The sequence below is a fragment of the Actinomadura sp. KC06 genome (assembly GCF_004348735.1).
GTDB lineage: Bacteria > Actinomycetota > Actinomycetes > Streptosporangiales > Streptosporangiaceae > Spirillospora.
Window position 1 is genome coordinate 1 of sequence record NZ_SMKT01000183.1, and the last position, 15,551, is coordinate 15,551.

Annotated in this window: 13 protein-coding genes and 1 pseudogene; 9 read left to right on the top strand and 5 right to left on the bottom strand. The window is 72.8% G+C overall.

Annotated features, from left to right (window positions below; genetic code table 11):
- A partial coding sequence (locus tag E1287_RS36305) for a methyltransferase domain-containing protein (protein WP_207934669.1) occupies positions 1 to 491 on the bottom strand: 491 nt, incomplete at its 3' end.
- Between the two features lie 102 nt (positions 492 to 593).
- Between E1287_RS36305 and E1287_RS36310 the strand changes: the two genes are divergently transcribed.
- Together E1287_RS36310 and E1287_RS36315 are read left to right on the top strand one after the other, a co-directional pair.
- A complete protein-coding gene (locus tag E1287_RS36310) occupies positions 594 to 1,265 on the top strand; it encodes a helix-turn-helix domain-containing protein (protein WP_131969815.1) in 672 nt (223 codons plus the stop codon).
- Positions 1,266 to 1,366: 101 nt separating this feature from the next.
- Complete coding sequence (locus E1287_RS36315) at positions 1,367 to 1,813, top strand: excalibur calcium-binding domain-containing protein (protein ID WP_131969816.1); 447 nt, start codon at positions 1,367 to 1,369, stop codon at positions 1,811 to 1,813.
- A gap of 7 nt (positions 1,814 to 1,820) precedes the next feature.
- Here E1287_RS36315 and E1287_RS36320 read toward each other — a convergent pair whose 3' ends face one another.
- From E1287_RS36320 to wecB, 3 genes are read right to left on the bottom strand one after another with little or no spacing between them, the layout of a single operon-like run.
- Positions 1,821 to 3,947 carry a glycosyltransferase gene (locus E1287_RS36320; protein ID WP_243719680.1) on the bottom strand — a complete coding sequence of 709 codons (2,127 nt, stop codon included), beginning with the start codon at positions 3,945 to 3,947 and terminating at the stop codon, positions 1,821 to 1,823.
- 53 nt (positions 3,948 to 4,000) lie between these two features.
- Positions 4,001 to 4,702: a hypothetical protein gene (locus E1287_RS36325; protein WP_131969818.1), complete on the bottom strand. Its 702-nt coding sequence runs from the start codon at positions 4,700 to 4,702 to the stop codon at positions 4,001 to 4,003.
- A complete protein-coding gene (gene wecB, locus E1287_RS36330) occupies positions 4,695 to 5,765 on the bottom strand; it encodes a UDP-N-acetylglucosamine 2-epimerase (non-hydrolyzing) (protein ID WP_243719681.1) in 1,071 nt (356 codons plus the stop codon). Before wecB ends, E1287_RS36325 begins: the two co-directional genes overlap by 8 nt.
- A 54-nt stretch (positions 5,766 to 5,819) precedes the next feature.
- Between wecB and E1287_RS36335 the strand changes: the two genes are divergently transcribed.
- The 3 genes from E1287_RS36335 to E1287_RS36345 all read left to right on the top strand — a co-directional run bounded on the left by E1287_RS36335 (position 5,820) and on the right by E1287_RS36345 (position 9,916).
- A complete protein-coding gene (locus E1287_RS36335) occupies positions 5,820 to 7,262 on the top strand; it encodes a glycosyltransferase family 4 protein (RefSeq protein ID WP_243719677.1) in 1,443 nt (480 codons plus the stop codon).
- A 14-nt stretch (positions 7,263 to 7,276) separates the two neighbouring features.
- Positions 7,277 to 8,578 (top strand): nucleotide sugar dehydrogenase, encoded by a 1,302-nt coding sequence (locus tag E1287_RS36340; protein WP_131969820.1) that lies wholly within the window; start codon positions 7,277 to 7,279, stop codon positions 8,576 to 8,578.
- 168 nt (positions 8,579 to 8,746) lie between these two features.
- A complete protein-coding gene (locus tag E1287_RS36345; protein WP_131969821.1) occupies positions 8,747 to 9,916 on the top strand; it encodes a glycosyltransferase family 4 protein in 1,170 nt (389 codons plus the stop codon).
- A gap of 4 nt (positions 9,917 to 9,920) precedes the next feature.
- On the opposite strand, the gene E1287_RS36350 is transcribed toward E1287_RS36345, so the two are convergent.
- Positions 9,921 to 11,906, bottom strand: a complete 1,986-nt coding sequence (locus tag E1287_RS36350; RefSeq protein ID WP_165969379.1) for a PQQ-binding-like beta-propeller repeat protein — start codon at positions 11,904 to 11,906, stop codon at positions 9,921 to 9,923.
- 55 nt (positions 11,907 to 11,961) lie between these two features.
- Here E1287_RS36350 and E1287_RS36355 point away from each other — a divergent pair, with 55 nt between their 5' ends.
- The 4 genes and pseudogenes from E1287_RS36355 to E1287_RS36370 form a co-directional block, all read left to right on the top strand.
- Positions 11,962 to 12,552: an HD domain-containing protein gene (locus tag E1287_RS36355; protein WP_131969823.1), complete on the top strand. Its 591-nt coding sequence runs from the start codon at positions 11,962 to 11,964 to the stop codon at positions 12,550 to 12,552.
- Between the two features lie 15 nt (positions 12,553 to 12,567).
- A complete protein-coding gene (locus E1287_RS36360) occupies positions 12,568 to 13,083 on the top strand; it encodes an SRPBCC family protein (protein ID WP_243719678.1) in 516 nt (171 codons plus the stop codon).
- A 51-nt stretch (positions 13,084 to 13,134) separates the two neighbouring features.
- The gene (locus E1287_RS36365; RefSeq protein WP_243719679.1) at positions 13,135 to 13,881 is read left to right on the top strand and encodes an acetoacetate decarboxylase family protein; all 747 of its coding nucleotides are present in this window, start codon (positions 13,135 to 13,137) and stop codon (positions 13,879 to 13,881) included.
- A gap of 82 nt (positions 13,882 to 13,963) precedes the next feature.
- A pseudogene (locus tag E1287_RS36370) lies at positions 13,964 to 15,551 on the top strand (AAA family ATPase); the annotation flags it as partial.

The following is a 15,551-nucleotide window of genomic DNA, read 5'->3' on the forward strand; positions in this document are numbered from 1 at the left end:
GCGTAGGGGCGCATGGTGGCGAACATCTGGCCGATGAAGCCCTCCGGCGTCCAGTTGAGCAGGCCGATCGTGCCGCCCGGACGGCAGACGCGCAGCAGCTCGTCCGCGGCGGCCTGGTGGTGCGGGGCGAACATGATGCCCACGCAGGACAGGACGACGTCGAATTCGCCGTCGCCGAACGGGAGCGCCTCCGCGTCGGCCTCACGCCATTCCAGGTGCGCGCCGCGGCGTGCCGCCTCCTTGCGCCCGGCTTCCAGAAGCTCGGGTGTCAGGTCGCTCGCGACGACGTCCGCGCCGGTCAGCGCGGCGTTGATCGCGGCGTTGCCGGAGCCGGCGGCGATGTCCAGGACGCGGTCGCCCGGTTTCACCCCGGACGCCTGGACGATCACCCGGCCGAGTTCCGGGATGACGTCGGCGGCCAGCGCCGGATAGTCGCCGAGCGCCCACGTCTTGCGGTGGCCGGCCTTGACCTTGTCGTTCATTTCCCCCATGACTGCTCCCCTCATGTTCGTGGTGGCCACGCTATGGAGCGGCTCGGTGCGTCTCCAGTACAGGATCTGTACCGGAGCGCGGCGGAGGCGTAGCCTGCGGCGATGGGGGCCTCCTATTACCAGTTCTGCCCAGTCGCCAAGGCGATGGAACTGCTCGACGAACGCTGGACGCTGCTGATCGTCCGTGAGCTGATGTCCGGCAGCGAGCGGTTCAACGAGGTGCGGCGCGGGGTGCCGCGCATGTCGCCCACGCTGCTGTCGAAGCGGCTGAGCCAGCTTGTGCGGGCGGGCATCGTGACCAAGGGGGCGGACGGCGACCGGTACGTCCTGACTCCGGCCGGCGAGGAACTGCGGCCGGTGGTCGAGGCGCTGGCCGTCTGGGGCATCCGGTGGATCGGGGAGCTGGGAGATCACGACCTCGACCCGAAGCTGCTCCTGTGGGACATGCGGCGCAGGATCGATCACGCCGCCGTGCCCGATGGGCGGACGGTCGTCCTGTTCGGCTTCCCGGACGTTCCCGTGCGCGAGCGCCATTGGTGGCTCGTGCTCGGGGCCGGCGACGCGGACGTCTGCGATGTCGATCCCGGCTTCGAGGTGTCCGTGACGGTCACCGGCGACCTGCGGAACATGGTCCGGATCTGGCGCGGCGACCTGCGGTGGGAGCACGCGCTGCGGTCGGGAGAGGTGACGGTGCGGGGGCCCGAGTCGCTCCGCCGGGCGGTGCCCGGCTGGTTCGTGCTGCCGCCGTTCGCGGCGGCGCCCCGTCCCACATAGCGCCCGTGGCCGGATCGTGACAGTAGGTGAACGGCTCCCTCACGCGGGCCGTCCCACTCACGCCCTCCGCCGTGGCCTGACCAGCCGACGACGGGAGCCTCATGTATCCACCGCCACCACCTCCGCAGCGCACGCCCCCGCGGCCCGAGCACCGCATACCCACAGGCGGCATCTTGGTGATCGCCCTCGGCTTCCTGCTGATCGGCGGCGTCGCGGGCGCAGTAATCGCCAGCTCGGAGGCCGCACAACCCGTCGCGGCCTCGTCCTCGGTCGCGCCTACAGTGACCGTGACGGAGACGACGACCGTGCGGCCCGTCGAGGCTACGACGAGCGCGCCGGTTGCTACGCCCAGTCCGCGGCGGACGCGGAGTGCCGTGCCGAAGCCCCAGCCCAAGCCGCGGAAGACGGCTCGGCCGGCGCCTCGGACGGATCCTCGGTTCTCGACGTGTGCGGCGGCCAAGGGGGCCGGTTACGGGCCTTACCGCGTGGGCGATCCGGAATACGGGTGGTATCAGGATCGGGATGGGGACGGGGTGGTTTGTGAATAACGGGTGCCTACTGGGCTAGGACGTCGGTCCACTGGTTGCAGACTTTCGTCAGGGAATAGGCTTCTCTGACTTGGGTGCGGGCCAGTTCTGCTTCGGCTTCCCAGCGGCCCTCGGAGACCGTTGCGGCTATCGAGGCGGCCATGTCCTGCGGAGTTTCGTGGATCCAGCGGCGATCGTAGATGGTATCGGAGCCGGGCCATGGGAGCAGGGCGGGGATCGCGCCGGATGCCATTCCTTCGGCGGGGGCCAGGTGGAAGCTTTCGTCGTCGCTCGTTGAGAGGACGAAGCCGATGCGGCGTAGCCAGGACGCTACGTCGCGGCCGTAGGAGTCGAAGACCACGCCGCCGGAAAGGTGTTTTGAGCGGCGGATGCGGCGGAAGAGCTTCTCGTAGTGTTCGCGTTCGTCGTCCTTTTGCCAGATCCACCAGTACTCCCAGGGGAGCTTGGATTTGACGAAGAGGGTGAAACGCGGGTCGTCCCGGCGGAGCTGCTCGACGATGTCCAGGGCCAGGTCGAGGCGTTTGCGGGACGGCGCGATGCCGATCATGCCGAGGTGGTGTTCGGCGCCCTGGAGCTTGGGGCGGTCGAGCTGGTCGACGTCCACCCAGTTGGGGACGGTGACGACCTTGTCCGCGGGCCAGCCGGTGATCTCGCGGGTGAGGTCGCTGTAGTGGGGGCTGACGCAGATGACCTCGTCCACGGCGCCGATGTTCAGCTTCTTCGGCCAGGCCGCGTACAACTCGAAGCGGTGCAGGCGGACGACCAGCCGCTGGTCCGGACGTTTGCGATCGGCGTACCAGAGTGCGTTGGGGCCGCACCATTCGCAGATGATGACGTCCGCCCAGTCGATGAGGTCCTGGCTGCGCTTCTCGTCGTGGGCTTTCAGCGCCGACCAGTGGTCGACGCGGATTTCCATGTCCGGACGGGAGCGCAGATAGTCGAGGAGGCGGGTGAAGAATTTGAGGTCATGGCTCGCCACGCCGATGCGGAGGCGGCGCTCTTTTACCGCGAGGACCTTTTCGGATGGCTCCGGGAAGGCTTGCGCCAGGTAGGTGCGGAGGCGTTCGGCGGCGGCGTCCAGCGTGAAGTCCGCGGCGGCGGCGCGGCAGCGGTCCACGGCGAGGGCGAAGACGTCGGGGTTCTTGCCGATGAGGGTCAGCGCGTCGAGGACGTCGTCCTCGGTGGCGGCGAAGAGCGGGTAGTCGGCGCCGAGGAGGCGTTCGTGCATGGGGGTGCGGTTCAGGACGACCGGGACGCCCAGCGTGCCGCATTCCAGCACCTTCGTGGACAGTTCGAGGCTCGCGTCCATGTCCGGATGCCGCCAGGAAAGGCCCACGTCGCAGGCGGCCGTCAGCCGCATCGCCTCGGCCCGAGGGTGGCCGCCGTGCCAGACGACGCCATCGCCCGACTCCAGCGCGGTCCGCATCCGGGTCGCGAACGCGGGGTCGGCCGGGTCGTCGTGGATCTTGTCACCGACCATGTGGAGCTCGGCGTCCACGCCCCGGATCGAGAGGAGGCGCGGCAGCGAGGTCATCTCGTAGGTGTTCCAGCGCGGCGCGAACTTGCCCGTGTAGACGAGGCGGAGCTCGCGGCCGTCGGGCGCGCCCTGCGGGCGGGGCTCCAGGCCGTCCGGGAGGACGACGACCGGCGGGAACAGCACGCTCTTCCCGGCGGTGGCGGGCACGGCGCTCTCCAGGAAGCCGCGCAGCTCCTCGGTCTGGCAGAGCAGGACGCGGGAGGCGTCCGCGATCCGGCGCAGCTCTGCCTTGGCCGCCGTGTCGAACTCGGCCGCGGACTGCGGGACGTCGGTGAGGTACGTCCAGAGCCGTCCGGCCAGCGAGCCCGCGGAGAGCTTGGCCGCGAGGCGGCGGCCGCGCACGACGACGAGGTCGTGCGGGTTCTCGGCGTCGACGCGGTCGAGGACCTGGGCCGCGTCCTTCGCGGACATGCCGCGGGACCCGTCGAACAGGCCCTCGGCGTGCGGGCTGCGGACGGTGACGCCCGGCAGGGCGCGGAGCGGGTCGACGAGGCGTCCGGTCCGGACGGGGGCCTTGAGGACCAGGGTCACCTCGCAGCCGGCGCGGGCGAGGGCTTGGACCATGCCCTGGGCCCAGATCGCCGAGCCGTCGATCATGTTCAGATCGACGTCGCCGTAGACGAGGGCGCGTGGTCGCAAAGTTCTTCCTTTCAAGCCGGTTCCATGAGTTCGGTGAGCCGGCCGGGAGCGGTCGCGGCGTCCGGGAGCCTGGCGTCCCAGGTCAGGGAGGCCAGGGTGGCGGGCGGCGCCTCGCCGTACAGGACGAGCGGCAGCGCGCGGGCGGCGGCGATCCGGCGGAGCTCGTGCAGCGCGAGATCCCTGTCGTACATGCCGGGGACGCCCAGGTAGGCCCAGGGGCCGCCGGGTTCGCCGGCCGCAGCGTCCACGACGACCACGTCCACGTCGGCCGACCGCAGGACGGTCGCGGCGTCGTGCGGGTACAGCGGGACGATCTCGGCGTGCTCGCCGAGCAGCTCCGCCGTGCCCGGACCGAACACCCCGGCGACGATCACCGTGTCGCAGGGGCCGGCGACCAGCAGGCGGTCCTCGGGACGGTCGACGCGCTCGGGCTGGACGCCGCCGCCGGCCGACGATCCGGACGCCGAGACCGGGGCGTGCCGCTTGCGCCACAGCTGGTACAGCTCCTTGGGGAGCCGCCTGCCGCGCTTCGGGTTCCGCGCCGCGTTGGCGACGATCCGCCCGAACTGCACGGCGGTCGAGTTCTCCAGCGTCGCGAGCCGCTTCTCCAGCTCGGCGAGGCGCGCCTCGCGCTCCCGCAGCGTGGACTTCAGGCGTCCCAGCTGCTCGTACGCCTTCGCGGCCCGCTCGTCGGCCTTGCCGTCGTCACTCACCCAGATACTCCATGATCACCTCTGCGATGCGGGGGCCGGCGGCGCCGTCCCACAGCGGCGGGCGCCGGTCGCCGCCCTGCCCGCCCGCCTCCAGGATCTTGCGCACGCCGGGGACCAGCTCCTCGAACGTCACCAGGCGGTTCGTGCCGTGGGTGATCGTGATCGGCCGTTCGGTGTTGGGGCGGACGGTCAGGCACGGCACGCCGAGGATCGTCGTCTCCTCCTGGAGGCCGCCCGAGTCCGTGACGACCGCGGCCGCGCCCCGGACGGCCGCGATGAAGTCGATGTAGCCCAGCGGCTCCAGGACGTGCACGCCGTCGTGGTCGTCGAGCCCGGCGGCCAGCAGGTTCGCCCGGCCGCGCGGGTGGACGGGGATGACCAGGTCGGCGAGGTCGGCGATGCCGTGCAGGTGCCGGACGAGCGCCGCCGCCGTCTCGGGGGCGTCCACGTTCGCGGGCCGGTGCATGGTCGCCAGGACGTACCGCTCCGGCAGGTCATGGGCCTCGCGCACGGCGTCGGTGTCGAATGAGCCGAGGTTCGCCAGCAGCGTGTCGATCATCGGGTTGCCGACGAAGTGCGCCCGCTCCACCGGGACGCCCTCGTTCGCCAGATGGCCGACCGCCTCCGGGCTCGTGACCAGGCACAGCGCGGAGAGCTGGTCGGTGAGCCTGCGGTTGACCTCCTCCGGCATGGACATGTCGAAGCTGCGCAGCCCGGCCTCCACATGCGCGACCGGGATGTGCAGCTTGGCCGCGACCAGTGCGGCGGCGATCGTCGAGTTCACGTCGCCGTACACGATGACGAGCGCGGGTGAACGGCTCGTGAACTCCTTCTCCAGCCCGATCATGAGCGCGGCGGTCTGCTCGGCGTGCCCGCCGGAGCCGACGCCGAGGTTGACGTCGGGCTCGGGCAGGCCCAGCTCGTCGAAGAAGATCTCCGACATGCGGGCGTCATAGTGCTGGCCGGTGTGGACCACCGCCTGCTCGGCGCCGGCGGCCCGCAGCGCGCCGATCACCGGCGCGGCCTTGACGAAGTTCGGCCGCGCCCCGAGGACGTGCACGATGGGTCCCAACACAATTTCCCTTCTGTTCATCGGGGTTGCCTACGCTCGCCCGCCGTGCCCTTGAAAAAGCCCGTCTACCTGCTCGGACTCGCCTGGCGGCAGCTCCGTGACGATCCCGGCCGGGCGTCCCGGCTCGCCGTCCGGCTGCTCGCCAGGACGCCCGCCGGCGCCCGGCTGAGGCGTTCCCCGATCATCGTCCCGAAACCGCGGGACGTGCGGCGCGAGACGTCCGACCTGCGCCGCCTCCTCGCCCACGCCCCCGCTCGCATACCGGAGCCGCCGTCCCGCCCGCCCGCGCAGGGTAAGGGGGTTCTGAAGTTCGTGACGAACGCGCTGCCGTGCACGAACGCGGGCTACACCGTCCGGACGCACCGGCTCGCGCTCGCCCAGCGGGAGATGGGGTTCGACACGCACGTGGTGACGCGGCTCGGGTACCCGCTCAGCCAGGGCATCGGTGACGCTCGGGCGCGGGTGGACGTCGACGGCGTCCCCTACCACCGGCTGCTGCCGTGGCTGCCGCCCGCCGATCCGCTGCGGGCCGTCGGGAAGGGCGCAGACCTGGCCGGACGCCTCGTCGAGGAGCTGCGTCCCGCCGTCCTGCACGCGGTCAGCAACCATCTGAACGCGGCCGTCGCGCTGGAGGCGGGCCGGCGGCACGGGCTGCCGGTCGTGTACGAGGTGCGCGGCTTCCTGGAGGACTCGTGGCTGTCGCGCGACCTGTCCCACAGCGAGTCGGACGACTTCTACCGGCTGACGCGCGAGCTGGAGACCCGCCGGATGTCCGAGGCGGACGCGGTGGTGACGCTGGGCGAGGCCATGCGGGCGGAGATCGCGTCCCGCGGCGTCCCCGCGGAGAAGATCTTCACGGTGCCGAACGGGGTGGACGAGGCGTTCCTCGAACCGCTCCCCGACCCCGGCGACCTGCGCGAACGGCTCGGCATCGAGGCCGGGGCCACGGTCGTCGGCCTCACGTCGTCGTTCTACGGCTACGAGGGCATCGACACGCTGATCGACGCCGCCGCCCTGCTCCGCGACCGGAAGGCGCCGATCACGCTGCTGCTGGTCGGCGACGGGCCCGAGCGCGGGGCGCTCGAACGGCGCGCGGCGGGCCACGGCGTTCACGCCGTGTTCACCGGCCGGGTGCCGATGGAGTCCGTTCGCCAATACCACGCAATCCTCGATGTGTTCGCGGTTCCGCGCCGTGCGGACCGGGTCTGCCAGCTGGTGACGCCTCTGAAACCCATCGAGGCGATGGCAGGGGGAATCCCCGTCATTGCCAGTGATGTCAGGGCACTTCGCGAAATCGTGGAATCGGGGGTGACCGGGGAGTTAACAGTTCCGGAAGACCCGGAAGCATGGGCGAATTGTCTGGAAGACCTGGCTTACAGTCCCGAAAGAAGGCACAAAATAGGGCGGTCGGGCCGGGAATGGGTCCGTGCGGAACGCACCTGGCGGGCCGTGGCAGACGGCTACCGGGCCGCATACGCCGTCACCTAGGCGAACGCCATCGCATGGCGCCATCACATAGATGCTGGAAGGGAGCCACCGGCGTGGATCTGGTGGTCATCGGACTCGGCTACGTGGGACTGCCGCTCGTGCGGGAGGCCTGCCGGGCCGGCCTGCGGGTCGCCGGTCTCGACCGCGACGCGCGCGTGGTCGCCGGGCTCAAGGCCGGGCTGTCGCACATCGACGACGTCTCGGTGGCCGAGATAGAGGAGATGCTGGAGGCCGGGTTCGTCCCGAGCCTGCAAGAGGACGTCCTGGACGGCGCCCGCACCGTGGTCATCTGCGTGCCGACGCCGCTGTCGCCCGAGGGCGGCCCCGACCTCACCGCCGTGCGCGGCGCGGCCGACACGGTCTCGCGGCATCTGGAGCCGGGGACGCTCGTGGTGCTGGAGTCGACCACCTACCCGGGCACGACAGAGGAGGTCGTCCGGCCGATCCTGGAGACGTCCGGGCTGGTCGCGGGCGAGGAGTTCCATCTGGCGTTCTCGCCGGAGCGGATCGACCCGGGCAACCCGGTGTACGGGGTGCGCAACACGCCGAAGATCGTCGGCGGGCTGAGCCCGGCGTGCGCGTCGGCGGCGTCGGCGTTCTACGGCAAGTTCGTCGAGCAGGTCGTGCAGGCCAAGGGCACCCGCGAGGCGGAGATGGCCAAGCTGCTGGAGAACACCTACCGGCACGTCAACATCGCGCTGGTCAACGAGATGGCGGTGTTCTGCAACGAGCTCGGCATCGACCTGTGGGACGCGATCGACTGCGCGGCCACGAAGCCGTTCGGGTTCCAGGCGTTCCGGCCGGGCCCCGGCGTCGGCGGGCACTGCATCCCGATCGACCCGAACTACCTGTCGTACAAAGTCCGCTCGCTGGGCTACCCGTTCCGGTTCGTGGAGCTGGCCCAGGAGATCAACGACCGGATGCCGCGCTACGTCGCGGAACGCGCGCAGCTGCTGCTCAACCGGGAGGGACGGGCGCTCAAGGGCGCCAAGGTCCTGCTCCTCGGCGTCACCTACAAGGCCGACATCGCCGACCAGCGCGAGTCTCCGGCCCGTCCGGTGGCGCGGCGGCTGGCCCGGCTCGGCGCGGAGCTGTCGTTCCACGACCCGTTCGTCGAGTCCTGGGACGTCGACGGGACGGCCGTCCCGTCCGCGGGCTCCGATCTGCGCGCGGCGCTGGAGGGGGCCGACCTGGCGATCGTCCTGGCCGACCACGCCGCCTACGACGCGGCGACGCTGACGCGGCACGCGCCGCTGCTGTTCGACACGCGCGGCCGGACGCGGAACGCCCCGGCGGACACCGTGGAACTGCTCTGAGCGCGCGTCATGGCCCACGAGCCCTTGGCACGCGGGCCCTTAACACACGGGACGGATTGGCCCGGCATCGTCCACGCCATGGACAGCGGGAATTCATCGGCAATTTCCATCGACGCCCAAGAATCGGCCGTAGGTCATGAATATCCGGCGTCAGCGGAGTGGGTGAGAATGCGGGTCTGTGTTTGCACGGTCGTGCACCATCCCGAGGACGCGCGCATTCTGCACCGGCAGATACGCGCGCTGCTCGACGCCGGCCATGAAGTCACATATATCGCTCCATTTCGGGCATGCAATGCGACCCCGTGGCGGGAGGTCAGCCCGGTGGACGTCCCGCGCGCCGCCGGACGGCGCCGCATCCGGGCCCTGCGCGCGGCCCACCGGGCCCTCACCGAGCACGCCGCGTACGCCGACGTGATCCTGCTGCACGACCCCGAGCTGCTGGTGTCCCTCCCCCGCGAGGTGCGGGGCCGGACGGTCGTGTGGGACGTCCACGAGGACACCGCCGCCGCGCTCAGCGCCAAGGGCTGGGTGCCGGGCCCGGCGCGCCCGGTACTGCGGCCCGCCGTCCGCCGCCTGGAGCGGCGCAGCGAGCGGCGGCACCGGCTGCTGCTCGCCGAGGACGGCTACCGGTCCCGGTTCCGCGAGGACCATCCCGTCGTCCCCAACACCACCTACGTCTCCGACCGGCGGCCCCCGGCCCCGGACGGCCGCCGCGCCGTCTACGTCGGGCAGCTGTCCCGGGCGCGCGGCGCGCTCGACATGATCGAGATGGCCCGCCCGCTGGCCGCCGAGGGCGTGCTGGTCGAGCTGATCGGGGCGGCGGACGCCGACGTCCGGGAGCCGCTGCGGGCCGCGCAGCGCGAGGGGATCCTGCGCTGGTACGGGTTCGTCCCGAACGACCGGGCGCTGCGCATCGCCGAGGGTGCGATGGCCGGGCTGGCGCTGCTGCACGACGAGCCGAACTACCGGCACTCGATGCCGACCAAGGTCGTGGAGTACATGGCCCGCGGCGTCCCGGTGATCACCACGCCGAACCCGCCCGCGGTGGACATCGTGGAGCCCGCCGACTGCGGGATCGTCGTCCCGTTCGGCGACCCGGAGGCCGCGGCGAAGGCCGTCCTGCGGCTGCGCGACGATCCCGACCTGCGCACCGGCCTCGGCGAGCGCGGCTACCGGACCGCCCGGGCGCGGTTCCACTGGCCCGTCCACGCCGAACGCTTCGTCGCCCAGCTGGAGGCGTGGGCCGGACGCTCGCCCGCACACGTCCCGGAACCCGAACCGGAGCCCGAGCCCGAATCGGAGCCGGAGCCGGGTCCGAAGCCCGTCCCCGAGTACTGACCGGTCAGGACGGCTGGTTCAGCCGGTACGCGACGGACCGGGCGAGGCGCGCCGCGGCGCCCGCGGGCCGTTCCGCCTCCACCACCACGACGTACCGGGCGACCCGCAACGCGATCATCCCGGCGGTCGGGCCGATCTCGTACGCCTCGTCGGCGCGGATGTCGCGCCGCTTCCGGGCCTGGGCCTGCGTGGCCTGCAGGGCGTCCAGCATCCGCGAGGCGGCGTGGTCGGACCTGCCGACCCAGCGGACGCTGACGCTGATGCTCCCCACGCCTGTGTCCGGCCCCGCCGTGCCAGCTGGGCCGGACGCGCTGGGCGTCGCGGACGCCGAGGACGACGGCGACACCGACCCCGGCGACCCGGACGGCTCAGGCTCGGGCGCATTCCTCCGTTTCCGCTCCGGATCCTTCGGCTCGTCGCCCTTCTTGGGCGGCTTGTACGTGCAGGACACCGCGCGCGGGAGTCGTGCCGTTCCAGCGCCGGCGCGAACGGGCTCGGCGACATGGTCCGCCATGTGCGCCGCCGCCAGGTCGGCCTTCTCCAGCAGCGAGCAGGCGTCCGGCCAGTCGCTCGCCGGGACGCCGTCCAGCTCGGCCGGTCCGGCGCCGGTGAGCCCGCCGCGGAGCGCGACCAGCCGCGCGGCGCCGTCCGGGCGTGGCGCGGCCTGCGGCACGCCCGCGTACAGCAGCCCGCCCGCCGCCGCCAGCCACGGCCGCGCGCCCGGCAGGTCGGTGTTCAGCGCGAACGGCGCGGGCGCGGTCGTGGTGCGCCCGTCGCCCGGCTCGACGATGTCGACGCCCGCCGGCAGCAGCCGCTCCGACAGCCGCGGGCGCAGCGCGAACACGCGGCCGCCCGCCTGCGCGAGCGCCGCGTACGCGGGCACGTCCCGCTCCCATTCGACCTTCCCGGACGGGACGCGCCGCGCCTCCATCCGGGTCACGCCGCGCTTCTCCCCGTCCGGGTGGTAGACGAGCACGAGCCGTCCCGCCGTCAGGACGCCCTGGCACATCGCGTCCCCGCACACGCTGTCGCCCTTCCATTCGGCGAACTGCCGGCCGCGGTCGTCGAACGCGCGCAGGGCAGTGCCGTCGGACGCCAGCGTCACCCCGTCCAGCATCGACACCTCGGGCGACTCCGGGGAGCCCAGCGGCCGGTTCCAGCGGACGGAGCCCTTCCCCGGCTCGACCGCGAGGAGCCGGCTGTGGCGTTCGCCGCCCGCGCATTCCAGGGCCAGCGCCGCGAGGGTCTCCCGGCCGTCGGACGGCCGCGCGCCGCCCTCGAACAGCCGGCAGCCGCGCGGCAGCGGCAGCCGCCACACCCGGTTGCCGGACACCGCCGAGACCCCGAACAGCGTCCGGCGGTGCTCGTCGGTGGCGAGCAGCACGTCCGAGCCCGCGGGCCAGCGCAGCGTCGTCCGGGACACCGCCGCCGGACGCTCGCCCTCACGGCGCCACAGCAGCCCGCCCGACAGCGCGTCGAACGCGACCATCAGCCGGTCGGTGCGGTCGCCGTCCCGCTGGAAGTGGGCGACCAGCCGGGACCGGGTGGACGCCCAGCCGAGCAGCGTCCAGCCGGAGCGGCGGTAGCTCCAGCGGGGCGCGCCGGTCCGCGCGTCCCGGACGTCGAGACCGCGCCCGGACGCCGTCACGACCTGGCCCTGCGCGACCGCGTAGGCGACGCCGTCGTGCCCGGCGACCGACCCGTGGTGCGTGCGCGTCGTCTGCTCCCAGCTCACCGCGAGCGGGCCGGGCGGCGGGCCCGTCTCGCTCTGCGGCGTGGCGGGCTCGGCGGTCACGGTGTGCCGCACCTGCCACCATTCCGCGCCGAGCACGAACCGGTCGACGAGGACGGCGCACAGCGCGATCGCCACCGCGCCGGAGACCAGGCCGAGAGCGACGCGGACACCGCCCACGGACTCCGGCCGGCCACCGGGCCGCTGCCGGCTCGCGACCACGACCGCGCCGCCTCCCTCCGCGTACTGTGCCTGCAAGACGACACCCACCATGCCCTGTGCCGGGCGTCGGCGCGACAGAACGGAGCGGAACGTGAAGGTCTTCACCCATTGGCGAACCTGGGACGAGGCCCGGACCGCCCTCTCCGGAGGCGAGATCGACGTGGACGCTCTCGCCAAGGCCGCCGCCGCCGCGGAGCGCTGGCACGGCGATCAGCTCCGGCCGACCGGCGACCCCTACGTGGAGCACCTGCTGGAGGCGCTCGAGGTGCTGGTCAGCGGGCCGGGCGTGACCGATGCCGACGTCCTGTCCGCCGCGCTGCTGCACGACGTCGTCGAGGACACCCCGGCCACGCTCGCGGACGTGGAGGCCGAGTTCGGGCCCGTGGTGACCGAGCTGGTCGACTGGGTCACCAAGCCGCCGCCCGCCGGGACCGGACGCCAGGCGAAGCGCGCCGCGCGGGCCGCCTACCTGCGCCGTCTCGGCGAGGCGCCGCGGGAGGCGGTGCTGGTGAAGCTCGCCGACCGGGCCAGCAACGTCCAGACCCTCGACCGGATGCCGCCCGACTTCCAGCGCCGCTACTACGCCGAGACGATCACCTACATCGTCCCGCTGGCCGAGGCCGAACCCTGGTTCAGGGACTGGTACGCGTCCTGGCGCCGTCACTTCGCCCACCTGATGTGACCGGACGGTCATCAGGTGGAAGAATCCCGGGGCATGGAGCGGGAGTGGGTCGTCGAGGAGAGCGTGGCCGTCGAGGCCGGGGCCCGGACCGTGTACGCGGCGGTCGCCGACCTGCGGCGGATGCGCGAGTGGAGTCCGGAGGTCTTCGCCACCTGGATCCGCGGCCGGAAGATCGCGCCGGGCACGAAGTTCGTCGGCTTCAACCGGATCGGATGGCGCGTCTGGTTCACCACCTGCCAGGTGACGGTCGCGGTTCCGGGCGAAGCGTTCGCGTTCCGCGTTTCCACCTTCGGGATGCCGGTCGCGCTGTGGGGCTACCGCATCGAGGACGTCGCGGACGACCCGTCCGCGCCCCGGACGCGGCTCACCGAGTACTGGGAGGACCTGCGGCGCGACAACCGGGGCGCGGCGTTCGCCTCGCTGCTCGGCAAGGTCTTCACGGGCGTCCCCGCCGAGCGGCGCGCCGCGCTGAACCGCGAGGGCATGCGCGCCACCCTCGCCCGCATGAAGACGGCCGCCGAGAAGGCTTGAGATTCTCGCCCGGCCTTGGCAGAAAAACGAGAACCTGTTCTACTTGGGTGCGTGAGCACCGCCACCGGCGCCTGGACGATCCAGGGCGAACGGGTCGCGCTTCCGGTCCGGATCCGCGACGCCGCCGTCGCGTCCGCGATGTTCGCCGTCCCCGCCGGCGCCGCCCAGGCCCTGATCGCCTACTCGGGGCTGGACGTCGCCGAGCCGCTGCCGGGCAAGGCCGTCTGCTCGCTGGCGTTCGTCCGGTACACGGACGGCGACCTGGGCCGCTACCACGAGTTCGCCGTCGCCTTCCTGGTGCGCCCGCCCGGCTCGGCCGCACCGCAGGGGATGTCGGGACGGCTCCGCGAGATGGCGGAGGCCGGGGCGTTCATCCACTGGCTCCCGGTCGACCAGGAGTTCACCCTCGAAGCGGGCCGGACGATCTGGGGCTTCCCGAAAGAACTCGCCGACATTCCCATGCACCTGGACGGACGCGTCAAGCGCTGCGCGGTCCGCTTCGACGGCCGCACCGCGATCGAGCTGGCCGTACGTCCCGGAACGCCGATCCCGATCAGGAACCAGGCCCCAAGCCTCGACGCCTACACGTGCATGGACGGCGTCACGCGCCGTATCCCGTGGACGGTCGCGCCGTCCGGCGTGCGGTTCCGTCCGGGCGGGGCGAGGGTCGTGCTCGGCGACCATCCGGTGGCGGAGGAATTGCGGGGTCTGGGCCTCGACCGCGCACGGGCGCTGAGCAGCGGCACGGCCGCGCACATGCGGATGGTCTTCGAGGCCGCCGAGATCGCACGGCGATGAACACCGAATAGGCTGTTTCCTTCGACCCTTCGGGGTGCCGGGGGACGTCCCCGGCGTGACACACGTGCGAGGAGCAGCCTGCATGTCGTCCCAGGTCACCGGGCTTTCGACTGGTTCCGGCGGCACGGTCAAGGATCAGGAGATCGCTGCCGAGCAGCGCTATGTGGACGTCGCGTACGCGCGGCTGGAGGAGATGCGCGCGGACGCCCAGGCCATGATCCGCGAGGGCTACCGGCAGTCGCTCGCCGGCACCAAGGGCTCGCTGGTGGACCGGGACGCGATGGTCCACCAGGCGGCGCTGCGCGCCCAGGCGCTGGACATCGCCGACGACGGCCTGGTGTTCGGGCGCCTCGACCTCGCCTCCGACGAGGTGCGCTACGTCGGGCGCATCGGCGTCCGGACCAGCGAGCACGACTCCCTGGTGATCGACTGGCGGGCGCCCGCCGCCGAGGACTTCTACCGCGCCACCCCCGAGGACCCGCGCGGCGTCGTCCGGCGGCGCGTGCTGCACTCGCGCGGGCACACGGTCGTCGACCTTGAGGACGACCTGCTCGACCCGGACGCGGCGGACGGCATGACGGTCGTCGGCGACGGCGCGTTCCTCGCCTCGCTGGCCCGCACCCGCGAGGGCGCGATGCGCGACATCGTCGCGACGATCCAGCGGGAGCAGGACGAGGTGATCCGCGCGCCCGCCGACGGGACGATCCTCGTCCGCGGCGCCCCCGGCACCGGCAAGACGGCGGTCGCGCTGCACCGCGTCGCGTACCTGCTGTTCCGGCACCGCCGCCGGTTCGGCTCCCGCGGCGTGCTGGTCGTCGGGCCGAACCGCAGGTTCACCGCGTACATCGAGCGGGTGCTGCCGTCGCTCGGCGAGGGCTCGGCGACGCTGCGCTCGCTCGGCGACCTGGTGGACGGCGTGACCGCGACCGTCCACGACACGCCGCGGCTCGCCCGGCTCAAGGGCGCGGACGAGATGGCGGCCGTGCTGCGCCGCGCCGTGACCGACCACGCGCCCGGCGCCCCGGACGAGCTGCGCGTGGTGTTCAAGGGCGTCGTCGTGGCGCTCGACCGGGCCCGGCTCGACCGGATCAGGAACGAGGTCCACCGGCGCAGCCGCGGCAGCGTCAACGCCGCCCGGGGCCGCGCCGCCGAACTCCTCCTGGACGCCCTCTGGGAGAGGTTCACCGATATCGGCGGCCAGGAGGCGGCCGAGTCGGCGGAGGGCGCCGAAGCGGGGCTGTGGAACGCGATCCTGGCCGCGGACGGCCTCGCCGCGCTCGACGACCCGCACGACCAGACGCCCGGACGCGGCCGCGAGAACGGCGATTCGCCACGGCAGGGCGGCTCGTCCGGGCAGGGCGACCCGAAGCGCGCCCAGTTCGAGACGCGCGTCCGGGAGCAGCGCGCGTTCACCGACTTCCTCGTCGCGTGGTGGCCGATCCGCCGCCCGCTGGACGTGCTGCGCTCGCTCGGCGACCCGGCCCGGCTGCGCCGCGCCGCCGGACGCGACCTCGGCCGCGCCGACCTCGACGCGCTCGCCGCCTCCTGGAAGGGCGCCGCCTCCTCGAAGGGCGCTGCCTCCTCGAAGGGCGGGGACGCGCCGCTCAGCTACCAGGACGTCGCGCTGCTGGACGAGCTCGACGCGCTGCTCGGCTCCCCGCCCTTCGAGG

Coding starts and splice junctions, on each gene's coding strand:
- E1287_RS36310 (WP_131969815.1), top strand. CDS start 594: ATGGGGGCCTCCTATTACCAGTTCTGCCCAGTCGCCAAGGCGATGGAA.
- E1287_RS36315 (WP_131969816.1), top strand. CDS start 1,367: ATGTATCCACCGCCACCACCTCCGCAGCGCACGCCCCCGCGGCCCGAG.
- E1287_RS36320 (WP_243719680.1), bottom strand. CDS start 3,947: ATGATCGACGGCTCGGCGATCTGGGCCCAGGGCATGGTCCAAGCCCTC.
- E1287_RS36340 (WP_131969820.1), top strand. CDS start 7,277: ATGGCGCCATCACATAGATGCTGGAAGGGAGCCACCGGCGTGGATCTG.
- E1287_RS36345 (WP_131969821.1), top strand. CDS start 8,747: ATGCGGGTCTGTGTTTGCACGGTCGTGCACCATCCCGAGGACGCGCGC.